13 protein-coding genes and 2 pseudogenes are annotated in these 14,471 nt (G+C 58.7%); 10 read left to right on the forward strand and 5 right to left on the reverse strand.

What is annotated here, in order from left to right; all coding sequences use genetic code 11:
- Nucleotides 1–19: 19 nt before the first annotated feature.
- From E4S61_RS17225 to E4S61_RS17255, 8 genes and pseudogenes are all read left to right on the forward strand, one after another.
- Nucleotides 20–268 carry a SelT/SelW/SelH family protein gene (locus E4S61_RS17225; protein ID WP_135305184.1) on the forward strand — a complete coding sequence of 83 codons (249 nt, stop codon included), beginning with the start codon at nt 20–22 and terminating at the stop codon, nt 266–268.
- Between the two features lie 187 nt (nt 269–455).
- Nucleotides 456–1,379 carry a bile acid:sodium symporter family protein gene (locus E4S61_RS17230; RefSeq protein WP_209309538.1) on the forward strand — a complete coding sequence of 308 codons (924 nt, stop codon included), beginning with the start codon at nt 456–458 and terminating at the stop codon, nt 1,377–1,379.
- A gap of 196 nt (nt 1,380–1,575) precedes the next feature.
- Entirely contained in the window at nt 1,576–1,770 is a 195-nt protein-coding gene (locus tag E4S61_RS25540; RefSeq protein WP_167768550.1) for a hypothetical protein, read from the forward strand.
- Nucleotides 1,767–2,105, forward strand: a complete 339-nt coding sequence (locus tag E4S61_RS26745) for a HalOD1 output domain-containing protein (RefSeq protein WP_394346456.1) — start codon at nt 1,767–1,769, stop codon at nt 2,103–2,105. The genes E4S61_RS25540 and E4S61_RS26745 overlap by 4 nt, the downstream gene beginning before the upstream one ends.
- 733 nt (nt 2,106–2,838) lie before the next feature.
- Nucleotides 2,839–5,472, forward strand: a complete 2,634-nt coding sequence (locus E4S61_RS17240; protein ID WP_135305186.1) for a PAS domain S-box protein — start codon at nt 2,839–2,841, stop codon at nt 5,470–5,472.
- A gap of 176 nt (nt 5,473–5,648) precedes the next feature.
- Nucleotides 5,649–6,319, forward strand: a pseudogene (locus E4S61_RS17245) (phosphate acyltransferase); the annotation flags it as partial.
- A gap of 196 nt (nt 6,320–6,515) precedes the next feature.
- Entirely contained in the window at nt 6,516–6,989 is a 474-nt protein-coding gene (locus E4S61_RS17250; protein ID WP_135305187.1) for a universal stress protein, read from the forward strand.
- 219 nt (nt 6,990–7,208) lie between these two features.
- On the forward strand, nt 7,209–8,891 hold the full coding sequence (locus tag E4S61_RS17255; protein WP_245180803.1) for an SLC13 family permease: 1,683 nt from the start codon (nt 7,209–7,211) through the stop codon (nt 8,889–8,891).
- 32 nt (nt 8,892–8,923) lie between these two features.
- On the opposite strand, the gene E4S61_RS17260 is transcribed toward E4S61_RS17255, so the two are convergent.
- The 3 genes from E4S61_RS17260 to E4S61_RS26750 form a co-directional block, all read right to left on the reverse strand.
- Complete coding sequence (locus tag E4S61_RS17260; protein ID WP_135305189.1) at nt 8,924–10,123, reverse strand: MFS transporter; 1,200 nt, start codon at nt 10,121–10,123, stop codon at nt 8,924–8,926.
- A 46-nt stretch (nt 10,124–10,169) separates the two neighbouring features.
- Nucleotides 10,170–10,544, reverse strand: coding sequence for a tautomerase family protein (locus tag E4S61_RS17265; protein ID WP_135305190.1), 375 nt, complete (start codon nt 10,542–10,544; stop codon nt 10,170–10,172).
- A 208-nt stretch (nt 10,545–10,752) separates the two neighbouring features.
- The gene (locus tag E4S61_RS26750) at nt 10,753–10,863 is read right to left on the reverse strand and encodes a C2H2-type zinc finger protein (protein WP_135305191.1); all 111 of its coding nucleotides are present in this window, start codon (nt 10,861–10,863) and stop codon (nt 10,753–10,755) included.
- Nucleotides 10,864–11,444: 581 nt separating this feature from the next.
- Here E4S61_RS26750 and E4S61_RS25955 point away from each other — a divergent pair.
- Nucleotides 11,445–12,326: a cupredoxin domain-containing protein gene (locus E4S61_RS25955; RefSeq protein ID WP_209309539.1), complete on the forward strand. Its 882-nt coding sequence runs from the start codon at nt 11,445–11,447 to the stop codon at nt 12,324–12,326.
- A gap of 297 nt (nt 12,327–12,623) precedes the next feature.
- Entirely contained in the window at nt 12,624–13,313 is a 690-nt protein-coding gene (locus E4S61_RS17280; protein ID WP_135305192.1) for a DUF4396 domain-containing protein, read from the forward strand.
- A 370-nt stretch (nt 13,314–13,683) separates the two neighbouring features.
- Here the strand turns inward: E4S61_RS17280 and E4S61_RS17285 are convergent.
- Nucleotides 13,684–13,788, reverse strand: a pseudogene (locus E4S61_RS17285) (SHOCT domain-containing protein); the annotation flags it as partial.
- A gap of 84 nt (nt 13,789–13,872) precedes the next feature.
- On the reverse strand, nt 13,873–14,394 hold the full coding sequence (locus E4S61_RS17290) for a hypothetical protein (RefSeq protein ID WP_135305193.1): 522 nt from the start codon (nt 14,392–14,394) through the stop codon (nt 13,873–13,875).
- Nucleotides 14,395–14,471: the final 77 nt, after the last annotated feature.

Below are 14,471 nucleotides of genomic sequence, written 5' to 3' on the forward strand. Positions count from 1 at the left end.
GTCCGAGGTGAGAGTAAGTATGACCACAGTCGAAATCGAATACTGTGTCCCGTGTGGACTGCTTGAGTCGGCAATCGAAACCCAGACGCAGCTGCTGAACGAATTCGGCCAAGATCTGGAGGGAGTTACACTAACGCCGGGCCACGGCGGCGTCTTCGTCGTGACTGCCGATGGCGAGGTGATCTGGGACAAGGAGGTCCACGGCGGTGACCTTGATTTGGACCTCATCATCGAGGCAATCGACGACCGACTCTCAGCAGAAGCCTAACCACGGTACGCGATACTCAAACGCTGTCAGGCAGCGGGGCGTGGGCGTTCTCAGACAGATCCCATGAGATACCCGCTGCTGTCAGCAAATCCCTTGCCAGCAGGTTGTGACCGCCGCCTGTCCCCTATTCCAGTCGGAATCCAGAATATAAACGACCAAACCACAGATGGACAAATGGCCCCCATCGATGTCGGCCAGCACTGTGACTCGTGGTGCAGCACTCGTTGACGACTATCTGTTGCTCTGGGTGCTGCTCTCGGTTGCCGTTGGATTGGGTGTCCCATCCGTGGCTGTGCTCACGCCGTTGTCGACGCCGATTCTCGCCGTCATGATCGGTGCGGTCTCGCTGACGCTCGCGCCAGATCGATTCCGTCAGATCCGTGGACGGGCCCTAGTCGTGATTCTCGTCGTTCAGACTGGTATGCCACTACTGGCGTTCACCATTGCTCGGCTACTCACCCTCAATCCTGCACTCACTGCCGGCTTTGTGGTTCTTGGCGCAGTGACGCCCGAACTCGTGACACCGACGATGACCGAACTCAGCGGCGGTGACACCGCGCTGTCCACGGTAGTCCTCGTCGTGGTCGGTCTCGGAACGCTTGTGCTCGTTCCGGGCGTCGTCACCGTGTTGCTGGGCGAGTCAGTCCCAGTCGAACCGGGACTCATTGTCGAACAGCTGTTGCTCGCGGTAGTCATTCCGATGACGCTCGCCGTCGCGGCCCGGTATCGGTGGCCCGCTCGCATCGGTCAATACGACGAGTTCTATCCGTCGGTGTCGGGACTCATGGTGATCCTCATCATCGGCATCGTCGCGGCGGCGAACGCCTCGCTCATTCGCGATGGCGGGAACATTCTCGTCCTCGTCGCGGCCGGCGCAGTCGTTCTCAATGGTAGTGGGTACGTTGTTGGCTGGCTCGTTAGCTGGCAGTTCCCGCGGGATGAGCGGATCGCCGCGACGCTGTCGATCGGCATGCGTGACTTCGCCGTTGCCGCCACCCTGCTCGTCGGCGCAGGTTTTCCGACGGCAGCGACACTTCCGGCAGTCGTCTTCGGGATCATTGAGATGACGACGAGTGCTGGCCTCGCGAAATGGTTTCGCAGCTCGCAGTGAGTGTTACTCGCAGCCGTGGGCCTCTGCCTATCCTTCGAGCAGACAGAGAGCACTAGCTACGACGTGAAATAGGTTGAACAAACGAATTACCGTCCATCGCTACAAACGACGGCCGGAAGGACCCGAATGATCCCGATGAGCCGGTGGCGGTGCAGCGTAGATCTACGAGTTCGAAGGATCGGAATAGTCCGAGACGGTGGTCCTCACGCCCAGCGATGCCATCCCGAAGGCGTTCGGCCGAGCGGTGGCCATCGACGGCGACACAGCCATCGTTGGCGCGGACGAGGTCGCCGACGGGTTCGAGCGCAGCGATGGCGACTGGTCCCTGTCGACCCGCCTTACGGCCGGACCAAAAGACCAGAAATTCGGGCGTCGGTCGACATCGCCTTGATCGGTGCGCCGACCCAGTGGGTTGTCTCCGGGGACCCCTACGCCGACGCTGCGTTCGTCTTCCATCGATCACGGTCGTCCGGGCCGGAAGTACCGACAGGCTGGAGTCAAACCACGGAACTCGTCGGGTCTGGTGTCAGTGCATTTGAAATGTTTGGAGAGTCGGTCGCGGTCGACGAGGACGACGCGCTGGTGAGCGCCCCTGGTGACGGCGACAACCCCTCCGGCCAAGTCGAGTTCACATTCTCTGGTTGCCGCGTCACGGTCACCAGCACCGGGGAGATCACTGCTACCCCAATCGATGACTCTCGACCAACACAAATCATCCAACAATGATGAATGACGCCGTGCAAGCGGGTGCTGTATGGGGAGCAGGACCACCGCGCTCAAAGGCAACGGCTTCCCCGTAAGTCGCTGAAACGGAAAGGTAAATGCCCGAACGACTCTCGACTGGCATCGACGGCTTGGACGTAGTAATTGAGGGTCGCCACCTCCCGTCCGGAGTAATCTCGTTAGGTGGCCACCTAGCGATGGCGTGCGAGATGAGCGCTCTGTATGCAGCCTGGTGATCTGAACACCACTGAACTCTAACAAGGTGGTCAGCGGTCAATAAGCACGCGCACCTAACGGGAATTACAGACTGCAGTCCGTGAATAGAAAGATGCCATCGTGCTGAACCTTTCCTCTGTATCGGTCACGCCGTTACTGACAGTCACAGAATAGTTCGCAAAGCCGATACTGCATACAGGTGAGCTACTCACCGGGGGTGCTGATTTTCTCCCTGAGTTCTGTCAGAAATCGGCTGCTGAATAGAGAGGATGTGTAGCAGATCTCTATCGTGTATCCTCACCCACTCTGCACTGGTTCAGCCGTTCAGTAGAATGACGGATTGAATAACCGAGGTTACTCGGATAGGGGCGTCCGGCAATAAGAGGTCATGAAGACGTCTAAATGAAACGAGAAAAGTCGTCCTCATAAAGGGGATGTCTGTCGCGCTTGATATCAGATATGTATTTTTCAAGAACATGATTGTATAAACATTTTTCCGCCGTACTATACTATTGCGCGTATGAGTGAACGAGCGGAGGCTTCCGGAACGGCGTTCTGGGAGAACGCCGATGACACCGAAGCCCTCCGGCGGTATCGGATGCTCGTAAATGCAGTTGACGATGGGATCTACCAACTTGATGCCGAGGGTCAGTTCGTCGCGGTCAACGACGGCATCGTCAAGCTGACAGGCTACGAGCGCGAGGAACTCCTCGGCGAACACGTCTCGTTACTCCTCGACGACGATAGATCGGCTACTAAACAGCTTCTCACGAATTCCACCAATCGAAGCGAACCGTTCGAGTGCCCCGTACGGACTGCCAGGGGTGACCAGGTTCACTGTGAAGTACGGGCGTCCTCGCTCGAAGTGGACGGTGCGGTCCAGGGAACCGTCGGCATCGTTCGCGAGATTAGCGACTCCAGGCGTCCGGACCAGAGGCTCGATGAATCCGACCAGCGGCCAGACCGCAAGGCGACGAACGAGTGCGAACGGGAGCTCCGTGAGACGAAACCCCGACTCGAAGTTGCCGCGTCCGCCGGGCTGGTCGGCACTTGGGTCTGGAACGTTCGAGAAGACGCCGTGACCGCGGACGAATATATCACCGAACCGTACGGCATGGGCCTAGAGGAGGCCACTGCAGGCGTACCCGTTGAGGAGTTCTTCGCCCTGGTTCACGAGGCGGACCAAGAACGGGTGTGGAAACGACTCGACGAAGCGGTCAAGGAGACAGGCGAATTCGAGGCCGAGTACCGCGTCACTACCGCGGACGAAGATACGCGGTGGGTGATGTCCCGCGGAGAAGTTGAATACGACGACAACGACGAGGCGCTCCAGATGTATGGCGCTACCGCTGACATCACCGAGCGCAAGGAAGCAGAGAGAGAGCTAAAGAAGGAGATTGCCGATGCCGAGGAGCAACAGCGGCTCTACGAGACAATCATCTCCAGCACGCCCGATCTCATCTACGCCTTCGACCTTGACTACCGCTTCACGTTCGCCAACGACGCAGTGCTGGAAATGTGGGGCCGCACTCGCGAAGAGTCCATCGGGAAAACATTGCGGGAGATTGGTTACGAGCCGTGGCATGCGGAGATGCACGAGCGCGAAATCGACGAGGTCATCGAGACGAAAGAATCCGTTCGCGGCGAAGTCGCGTTCCCGCACGCTAAGCACGGCCAGCGCATCTACGAATATATCTTCGCCCCGGTGCTTGACGACGGGGAAGTCGAAGCCATCGCCGGGACGACGCGTGACGTCACCGAACGCAAACAGGCCGAGGAGGCACTCCAGAAGAGCAAAGAACGATTCCGCGCGCTGATCAACGCGAGCTCGGACGTGGTATATCGCATGAGCCCCGATTGGAATGAAATGCACGAACTCGAGGGCAAAAAGTTCCTCACGGATACGGACGAATCAACCAGCGATTGGGTCGAGAAGTACATTTATCCCGACGACCGGCAGCGGGTCATGGACGCTATCGACGAGGCGATTCGGACGAAGAGCATCTTCGATCTGGAACACCGGGTGGAGCGGGACGACGGGAGCATCGGCTGGACGTTCTCGCGGGCGGTCCCGATGCTGGACGAGGACGACGAAATCGACGAATGGATCGGGATGGCGAGTGACATCACCGACCGAAAGCGGCGCGAGCGAGCTCTCGAGGAGTCGGAGCGTCGGTATCGGACGCTCGCCGAAAACTTCCCGAACGGCGCGGTCTCGGTGTACGACGAGGACCTCCGTATCGAACTGGCGCAGGGCTCCGTGTTGGGTGAGACGTTGCCGAGTCGGAATCAGCTCGAAGGCCGGAGGGTTAGGGAGGTGTACCCCGAGTGCATTCTCGAGGACCTCGAGCCGTTGTTACGGGCCGCCATCGAGGACGGCGAAACCGACAGCGACGTGTTCGAGTTCGGCGGCCGAAACTGGCGAGTGTGGGCGACGCCCCTGCGGGACGCGGATGGCGACGTGTTCGCCGGACTGACCTTCGCGCAGGACATCACCGAGCGGATCGAACGCGAACAGGAACTCGAACTGCGGACCGAGCGCCTCAACCAGTTCGCCAGCATGCTCGCTCATGAGCTCCGCAACCCCGTCACCATCGGCCAGATTTACAGCCAACAGTTACCCGACGACACGGACGCAGAGGCGGTTAACTACGTCACCGAGGCGTTCGACCGTCTCGAGGATATAATCGATGTCATGCTGGTGCTAACCCGGGATCATGACGCAATTGGCGAGCGGGAGCCGGTCGCTCTTAATGAGAAGGCCGGGGAAGCGTGGGCTGACGTGGACGCACCCGACGCCGAACTCAACATCGAGCTAGACAAGACGATACAGGCGGACGAGACGTACATTCGGCATCTGTTCCGGAATCTACTCGAGAATGCGGTCGAACACGGTGGGTCTGACGTCACGATTACAGTCGGTGAGTTACCGACTGGCTTCTACGTGGCCGATGACGGTGTAGGGATTCCGGCCGAGGAGCGTGGCACGATCTTCGACGAAGGGTATACGACAGCCGCCGAGAGTGGAGGAACTGGGCTTGGGCTTGCATTCGTTCGCGAGATTGCCGACGTGTACGACTGGACGTGTACGGTGACGGAGAGTGCGGCTAACGGGGCACGGTTCGAGTGCACGAATATTGACTCCCACTCATAGCGGAGCTAAGCATTTTCACCATATAACGAGTGCCATTCCTACGGGAACTCGGTAAGTTGCCCGTACGAATACACTGGTTCTCGTATAGACGGGCAAGGATAAATGCACGCTCTGTACTTAGCGATTGAATACGAGCAGAACTGATTCGGACGTCATGCTGTATACGCGCTGTGTATCAGAATAGTAACTACCTGGGCAGCGTGATGGTGAAGACCGGGGACACCGACGCAATGCTCACCGGTCTGACCTATAACTACCCATCGGCACTGCGGCCGCCCCTGCAGGTGATCGGCACCGCGCCTGACGCCGACTACGCTGCCGGTGTCTACTGCTCACTTTCAAGAACCGGGTCGTGTTCTGCGCCGACGCAACCGTCAATCAGGACCCGAACGCAGACGTGTTGGAGGAGGTGACTCGCCACACCGCCGAACTCGCTCGGCGGTTTAACGTCGAGCCGCGGGCAGCATTACTATCCTACTCCAACTTCGGGAGCGTCGACAACGTTGGCACTCGCAAACCCCGCGAGGCCGCCCGCCGACTGCGCAAGGATCCCGCGGTCGATTTCTCCGTCGACGGCGAGATGCAGGCAGACACCGCCGTCGTCGAAGAAATGCTCTCGGGGACCTACGAGTTTTCCGAGTTGGACGATCCGGCGAACGTCCTCGTCTTCCCGAACCTCGAAGCTGGCAACATCGGCTATAAGCTCCTACAGCGACTAGGCGATGCGGATGCAGTCGGACCGATGCTCGCCGGGATGGACAAACCCGTTCACGTCCTCCAGCGCGGCGACGAAGTCAAGGATATCGTCAACCTCACTGGCGTCGCCGTTGTCGACGCACAGCAGTAGTAACGCGAGCGAGGAGAGCACCGCTTTTGTCCATGGATTGAGTGGGACCGAAGGTCCGGGGAAGCTCCGCTGCCTCGCAGACCACGCGAACGGCGACTGCGTCGCCGTGAGCAGTGAGCGGTAGTGTCGAAACGGGCTACCTGATAAAAAAGAGATGGGCGGTGAAGACTTTACCGTTCAGTGTCAACTAGTCTGTATGTACCGTGTTCTACTTCCCGTCGACACGAACGAATCACGAGCGCGAGCGCAGTCCGAGACCATCCTGGAGCTTCCTGTGGCCGCCGGCGATATCACCGTCGACGTACTTCACGTTTACGAGAACGTCTCGACGAACGACCCCCAGTGGGCCGCCGGTGAGGAGTTCACCGAGAGCTTCGACGAGGAGATGGCTGAAACGGTACGCACCACCGACCGCATTCCCTCGTCGGTCGAAACCGCCGTCGACTTGTTCGAGTCGAGTGACTACGAGTTTACTGTTCACGAACGGAGGGGCGAGCCAGCCGTGGAAATCCTCGAGTTTGCTGCCGGACAGGATAGCGACATGATCATCCTTGGTATCAGCCGACGGTCGCCGGTCGGCAAAGTGCTGTTTGGCAGCGTCGCACAGGCGGTGATTCTCGAGAGTGACCGGCCGGTGATGGTCGTGCCAGAGCTCTCCTCGGAGTCGTAGAGGGATCAAAGACGATTCAGAGTGAAAGTTCTTGAGAGAGACGCAAGCGGACGCGATTCCATCTGGTCGTCAGACTACCCGTTTCGTGTGTATCGGCACCAACCCACAAAGCTAAGTTGGCAGCGTTTTGATATTTGAGGCATGGGAAACCGCTCGCGTCGAGAAAGGGTATGGAACTACTGTTGGAAACTCGACCGACGCACTCGGAATGCCCTCCGGATGCGTCCGACCGCGCTTCTAGATTATTCGAAACTAGCGCCAGAGGAGCGGGAACTGGCCAAGCGACTCGCAACCGATGGTGGTCGAGATGAGGGAACGCAAGGAGCCACTGCTGGCAACGGCGGAAGTGGTGACGACGGCGACGATGGATCGGCGTTCGATGTCGGCGGCCAGTACACCCGCCGGCAGAAGATCGGCCTAGTTCTTGGACCGTTGCTGTTCGCGGCGATTATGCTCGTGCCCACCCCCGAGGGATTATCACCCGGTGGGCAAGCAGTCGGCGCGACTACGGCCTGGGTAGCAACGTGGTGGATCGGCGAGGCAATCCCGATCCCGGCGACGTCGCTACTTCCGATCGTACTATTCCCGCTCACCGGAGCGCTCGACGTGGATTCGACTACTGCACCGTACGCGAACGACCTGATATTTCTGTTTATGGGCGGGTTCTTCATTGCGATGGCCATGCAACGCTGGGATCTTCACCGGCGCATCGCGCTCCGAACGATTCGCGCAGTCGGTACCAGTCCGGGGCGCATCATTCTCGGGTTCATGGTCGCGACAGCGTTCCTCTCGATGTGGGTGTCCAACACTGCAACGGCAATGATGATGACACCCATCGGTCTCGCAGTCGTTCTCCAGACGACGGACATCATCGATCGCACCGACGCAGACATCCCCACCGATCAGGGCGAATTTAACTTCGGTACGGCATTGATGCTTTGCATCGGGTATTCGGCCTCGGTAGGTGGTATCGGAACGATTATCGGCACTCCACCGAACCTGGTGCTGGTTGGCGCAATCAACGAAACGTTCGATCAGACGATCTCTTTCGCCCAGTGGATGCTCTACGGTGTTCCGATTACCGCGTTGGGAGTGGGGATCATCTGGGTGTACGTCACCAAGTTCATCATCCCACCACAGATGGAAAGCTTACCCGGTGGAAGAGAGGTCATCGATGACGAAATCGAAGCGCTCGGGTTAATGACGCGCAATGAGAAGCTCGTGCTCGTCGTGTTCGCTGTGACTGCGGCTGCGTGGCTCACGCGATCGTTCATCTTGGAACCCATTATTCCGGGTATCACTGACAGCGTGATTGCCATCGCTGGTGCACTGGTCCTATTTCTGGTGCCTGCTCGAGAGGAAGACGGATCCTTTACGTTCCTGCTTGACTGGGAGACAGCAGTTAACATTCCCTGGGGGATCATCCTCTTGTTCGGGGGCGGACTCGCAATCGCTGCCGGATTTCAGGAAACCGGGCTCGCCGAGTGGATCGGCAGCCAGCTCGGCGGTCTAGAAGGGGTTTCGATAGCCCTTGTCATGACTGTCGTCGTGTTATTGACGATTTTCATGACTGAAGTGACTTCGAACACGGCGACCACCGCGATGTTGATGCCGATCATGGCTTCGCTCGCTATCGGACTCTCGATTCACCCGTACGGGATCATGATTGGCGCGGCGACCGCTGCGTCCTTTGCGTTCATGTTGCCCGTCGCCACACCCCCTAACGCCGTCGTCTTCGGCTCGGGATACATCACGATGCCACAAATGGCCAAAACCGGGTTCGGGCTCAACATCATCGGGATAATAGTCGTCGTCATACTCTCGCTATTTTGGCTCCCGATGATATGGGGCATCAACCTCACGGAGCTCCCCCAGTGGGCGGGGATGCTCGCTCTGGGCTAATCGTCCGCTCGCTGCGGCCCCGTCTCCCCGACTCATTCGACCGCCGATGCCGGTTGGTCCACGGGCGGGTTGGCGCGGACGACGCCGACCAGTAATACACCCGCGACGACCGACCCGACCGCAAGGAATAGCCAGCTCACCCGGTAGCCGAATACGTCGGCTAAATGTCCGAAAATGGGCGGTGCGACCAGCGCGCCGGTGATCAGTGCGAGTTGCCCGCCCGCAGTCGCCCCACCCATCTCGTCGGCTGGAACAATTGTCGCCATACAGGAGTAGTAGACGCCGGTGTAGCCGAGCACGAAGAATCCCAGCGCCGAGAATGCAACCGCGCTGGCGAATGGGGTGGTGGTTGTGGCCACGACGACGAACAGAGCAGCGCTTGCCAGCGTCTGGGCGATGAGTATCGTGGTGATGCGAACCTGCGGGTCGCCCGGGAGTACGTCGGCGATCCACCCGGTGATAACGCGCCCGGCGCTGCCGAACAACTGGACGAGGGCGAAGACAAACCCCCCGAAGACGACGGTCGCACCGACCGACTCCTCAATGTAGAGGATGGTGTACCCGGTCGTCGTGAACAGTGCGGCGCCGAGGAAGAAGCCCGCCGCGGTGAGCGCACGATAAGGGGCGTTCGACAGTAATCGACGGAAGTCGGGAAACGTACCAGTGCCGCCATCGCCCCCTCCGTCGTAGAGGAGGAAAAACGCTATCGCGACCAGAATGGCGAGGAATCCGGCGACGAGAAAGCCCGCCTGCCAGGAGATTGCGTCCGCGAGCCCCGTCACGAGCAACGCGCTGATGCCGCTCCCAGCGGTGACGCCGACCTGCTTGATCCCGATCGCCGTGTTCTGCCGTCGGGGGTCTATGGTGTCGAATACAGCCTTGTTCGTTCCCGGGATAGCAGTACCGTAGGTGGATCCGAGAACGAATACAGCACCGAGCAAGAGCGCGTACGACGGCGCGCCGGCGACGAGGAGGACACCGGTCGCGAGCCCAAGCAGTCCCAGCGAGAGCACCCAGTGCTCGCCGTACAGGTCGGTTGCGGCCCCCAGCGGGAGGAGAAAGACTGCATAGCCGAGCGTGAGGCCCGTGATGACGAGCCCGACCGCAAACCGGCTGAGTCCGAACACGTCCCGAAAGAAGGGCGTCGCGGCGAAGACCGTATAATAACAGATACTTGCTGAAACCTGCCACAGAGTAACAAGCGAAACTGTCCGCCAGTACGATCGGTTCATCGAGTGTACTCTAGAGGACTCTATGACTGTGGAGGCATGGAGCTGGTCACTCGCCGTTCCACTCCCCACCGACGCGGTTGACTCCCATCATTGCCTCTCCCGGGTGTTCGGTGAACACGACCTTCATATTCTTGTCGGGGACATTAAATGTGCTCGCAACGTGTTCCATCACCGCGAGCGCGAACTCCCGCTTGCGCTCGAAGGACCGTCCCTGTCGAATCTCGGCATCCAGGAACAATAGCGGTCCCTCTACGGCGCGGCCGAGGTGGAGGTCGGCCGGGTTGCGATCACGAATCGTCACGGCGACGTGACCCTGCTTCGTAGCCATCTTGGTCGTGTATATTTCTGTGACAGTCTCTGCGAACGACGTTTTTTGTTCAGCCGACAGCGAGAGTGTCGTATCAAACTGCAGTAGCGGCATACTACGATTCATGTCGTGTCAGTTTTATTTGTTCCGCCGGTCCGTGGTGCCAGCACTCAGCGCTTGATTTTCCGGTCCCACTCCACAGAGCGGTGAGCAAACAACTAGTTGACATTGCCGGTGAGGACCTGTTCGACGCGTTCTGACGCACTTAAGAGCGGCCACGCACCCTCCAATCTTGTCCGCCGTATCCCCTCGCTGGCGTCGGTCAGTCAGGATGAATATTTGTGACGTGTTCGTTCAGGTCCTCTTCTGTGTCGAAGGTGTCGCCGCATACTGGACATTCAAATCCGTTGTTAGCTCGGTCTTCGTTCGACATGTTTGATTGTCGTGCCAAAGCAAAATAAGAATTTGTGCACCGAGGGCACCATCTCACTCACACCACGACTGATCAGAACGGCTGTGTTTACTGTCCGAACGAACATCAAATACATAGACGACCCTTCATTTATAGAAAAATGGAATAGCGGGCTGCAGAGATTGAGGCAGCGGCGGAGGCGACGAGATAGAACGCCGCGAGCAGGGCACCAACGACGGCCATCCGGACCTTCAGCCCAATATGCCTCATGTGCGCTGGTTACGAGGTCAAGCGTATAAATCCGGCTACTACACCCCAGACCAGTGAGAAGCTGCTATTCAGCGTGACAGCTACGACAACGTTTATCGAGAGTTCAGGACGGATCGGATTGGAGGTATCGCTCGTCAACTACCCCACCCTACTTCGCTCACCCTGACGGGTTCGCTCGCTCCTTGAGGAAGGGGACTCCGCGCTACCGCATCAGTTGAGGCCTCATTTAGCCACTTTCCTGCTCCAGGGAATATAGATCGGTCGAGACAGACAACAAATTGGGCGTCGTGTGGGAAAAACAACAATTATCACACGACACCCATCGGCTGAGTATGGACGACAAGTTTCCACCGATGACTCGCCGAGAACTGCTCGCGTTCACCGGCATAGCCGCCCTGGCTGGCTGTTCGCTACCGAATTCCGGAGTGCGACAAAGGCAACAGGGTACTACACAGCAAACTGCCCAACAGACAGATGACAATCAGCAGGCGGAGACCGTTCGGGCCTTCATTGGATCGTATCACTGGGGATACTTCATACTGGACGAGGACGGTGCCGAGGTCGACCAACTAACGCTATCGTCAGGTGACGAACTGCGACTTACTCTCTTTAATGTCGAAGCCGAGGGCGCGATAGATGGACTCCCGCAAGCAGTTCGAACGAACATCCCGAGTGCAGAGGACCGCGCACAGCGTAACGAACAGGCGATCCCGGTTCCTCAGGGTACGACTCTCGAAACCCTGCACGAGGCGGCCGAAGCCGCATACCCGGACCACAGTCTCGCCATCCTCAACGACGAGTATATGTGGAATAGATCAGGTGGCTCGGGACAGGGTCAGGGGCAAGGTCAGGGCCCCGGAAGCGGTGGTCTGGGCAGGCCGTGGGGCGGTCACCACGGGCCCCACGGCGGTCCATACGGCCCCGGGCAGGGTGGCCGAGGCCCGCGGCAGGGGACCCAAGGTCCAGGACAGGGGCCTAGTGGTCCGTCTGGTCCAGGGACATCTTGGTGTGGCCCTGGAATGCACGGGTATGGGTGGGGGAGCGGGAACGACGGAACGCTCGCGCCACCGGTATACCTCTGGCATCACTCGACGGTGCCGAGCGAACTCGGATTCGTCGTAAACACCACTGGATCGTTTGGCTTCGTCTGTACGGTTTACTGTGGCTACGGTCATCCGTATATGGCCGAGCGTAGTCGCATTGTCGTAGATTAGAACTGGTTGACCTGAACGGCGACTACACGCTTGCCGAATTACTTAGCTAAACCGAAAGTCAACTGGCAAGCCTCAAGGATCGACCCCGAGGTGGTTGACGGACAGGCGTTCGGCCGGAAGGAAATTTAAAACACAACGAAAGCCGTTGCGAGAATAGGAACATGTGGTTGCTGGTATGCTCCAAGCGACCCCGCTTCTGCTAGTAAGTTACCACGGCCTGAAGGACGTGGGTAGCTCAATGAGCCTGCAGAACCTACGCAATAGCCACGCCCTCTCTAACAGCTGTATTACTGTCGAATGTCTCAGGAGACTCCGCCCACTCGCTGTTCATGCAAGCTAGAAATCAAAAAAAGTCAGGATCTCGTCTCGCTGGGCGCGCTGTGGTGGGACTTCGAGAAATACAACCAGAACATCCCGTCGCTCATGAAGTTCGTCTGGTCGCTCGTCATCGCCTACTCGGGGCTGTTCGGTCTAGGAGTGTATTGGTTTACGGGCCGAACACAACTCGATAGTGACTCGCTGTGGAAGCAGGGCTTCCGCTCGACTTCGCATTGCTACTCTGGGTGTGGAATCGGGGAGGTGATCGGCATCACTGCCGCGACCATCATCCTCAGTTTCTCGACGCTCTGGATAGTCGCGCTAACGTTCACACTCGCGTTCATCATTGGGCTCGCACTGACGGTGGGCCCGCTGATGCAGGAGGGTGTCGGCTTCAGAGAAGCGATGTGGGACGCCATCTGGAGCGAGACGCCCAGCATCACCATCATGGAGATCGTCGCCATCGGCACCGACCTGCTGCTGGCCGGTAAGGCGGGCTGGACGACGCCGCTGTTCTGGACAGCCCTGCTGTTTTCGCTGACCATCGGGTTCTTCGCCGCCTATCCCGTCAACGTCGCGCTCATCGCCGTCGGCGTGAAAGAGGGGATGGGCAACCCAGCCGAGATGGATAGCAGTCCCAGTGGTAGCTGGAGTACAGCGGACGACTGAGGTCATATTTACTGCGTCTGTAAATCTACGCAGCATTATTCTGCTACGTCTTAATGCGAGATACCTACCAAGTGGGATGGGTGTATCAGCTGTTTGTCACAGTCAGCAGTCTGCTTCACAACCTCTCCTGAAGGTTCCAACCGCAGGCACAAGTGGTAGACTGCCACCCTAGTGGCTCCCTCCTTCGACTAAAGTCGTAGGGTTTCTCCTTACCTTCGTACGAAGAGTGATATGCATTGACGTAGGTCGTCCCATTGACATCGTCGCCACTACTGAGAGGATTCCCAAGCTCTCCTAACAGGCCCACGATATCGGAGCGAAGTTCCGTGAGGAATTCCCGTCGCTATACCATCGAAGATCGGTTCGTAACCTACTGGGACTCCTCGAGGCGGAGGTTTGCACGCCGTTCCTCGAACTCTTCTTCGGAGAGATCACCGCGAGCGTACGCCACTCGGAGTTCCTCGAGTGCTCTATCGCCGGTCTTGGTGATCTACCAGCTTGTGCACCTGCTGTGATCGAAAGTGAAGACGAACTCTCCATCACTATGAAGGTAGAGTCCTCATCCGTGGTGGCGATAGGCGTCGAAAAGTGCGGGCACACCGAGTGGGAACGCAAGAACCCCGAACGTCGCCAGCGCGTATTTTGCGTACGTCGACTCCCGATAGGCGAGGTAGGTGGCAGCAGCACCGAAGATGGCCACCGCGTAGGCGATATTACTCCAGAGCGGATCATACGTTGAGCAGTAGCCCCAGCAAACGAGAGTGTAGGAAGGGGCGTTCCACGTCGGCGGCTGTAACTTGGGCCAGAAGAACCGGCAGTACGTGGTGAAGGCGAGCATCACCGTCACGGGCAGCGCTGCGAGCCACGTACTCGGCCGAAGCGGGAGTCGTGACGCGTACTGGTGGTAGGCGTGCAACAGCACGAGCGGGAGCGTGAAGACGACGAGCCAGAGGCCGACGGTATAGGTGACCGGCCAGTGTTCGATCCGCGGCTGGGTGTAGGCGACTCTGAGCGACTCGGGGAGCGTCGCCCACGGAAAGGACGGATCTGGAACCGGATTCGTGAGAAAGGACAATCCCATCCAGTGATGAGCGTGTACACACCTATTGTTGCCACATGTGCGATCGAGGCGGGTAATGGCTGGTGTCGCGAATCACC

It is taken from the genome of Haloarcula amylovorans (assembly GCF_004681185.1).
GTDB classification, from domain to species: domain Archaea; phylum Halobacteriota; class Halobacteria; order Halobacteriales; family Haloarculaceae; genus Haloarcula; species Haloarcula amylovorans.

Excerpts from the sequence above, each read along its gene's own strand:
- E4S61_RS17225 (WP_135305184.1), top strand. The coding sequence starts at position 20 with ATGACCACAGTCGAAATCGAATACTGTGTCCCGTGTGGACTGCTTGAG.
- E4S61_RS17230 (WP_209309538.1), top strand. The coding sequence starts at position 456 with ATGTCGGCCAGCACTGTGACTCGTGGTGCAGCACTCGTTGACGACTAT.
- E4S61_RS17240 (WP_135305186.1), top strand. The coding sequence starts at position 2,839 with ATGAGTGAACGAGCGGAGGCTTCCGGAACGGCGTTCTGGGAGAACGCC.
- E4S61_RS17250 (WP_135305187.1), top strand. The coding sequence starts at position 6,516 with ATGTACCGTGTTCTACTTCCCGTCGACACGAACGAATCACGAGCGCGA.
- E4S61_RS17255 (WP_245180803.1), top strand. The coding sequence starts at position 7,209 with ATGCGTCCGACCGCGCTTCTAGATTATTCGAAACTAGCGCCAGAGGAG.
- E4S61_RS17260 (WP_135305189.1), bottom strand. The coding sequence starts at position 10,123 with ATGAACCGATCGTACTGGCGGACAGTTTCGCTTGTTACTCTGTGGCAG.
- E4S61_RS17265 (WP_135305190.1), bottom strand. The coding sequence starts at position 10,544 with ATGCCGCTACTGCAGTTTGATACGACACTCTCGCTGTCGGCTGAACAA.
- E4S61_RS26750 (WP_135305191.1), bottom strand. The coding sequence starts at position 10,863 with ATGTCGAACGAAGACCGAGCTAACAACGGATTTGAATGTCCAGTATGC.
- E4S61_RS25955 (WP_209309539.1), top strand. The coding sequence starts at position 11,445 with ATGGACGACAAGTTTCCACCGATGACTCGCCGAGAACTGCTCGCGTTC.
- E4S61_RS17280 (WP_135305192.1), top strand. The coding sequence starts at position 12,624 with ATGTCTCAGGAGACTCCGCCCACTCGCTGTTCATGCAAGCTAGAAATC.
- E4S61_RS17290 (WP_135305193.1), bottom strand. The coding sequence starts at position 14,394 with ATGGGATTGTCCTTTCTCACGAATCCGGTTCCAGATCCGTCCTTTCCG.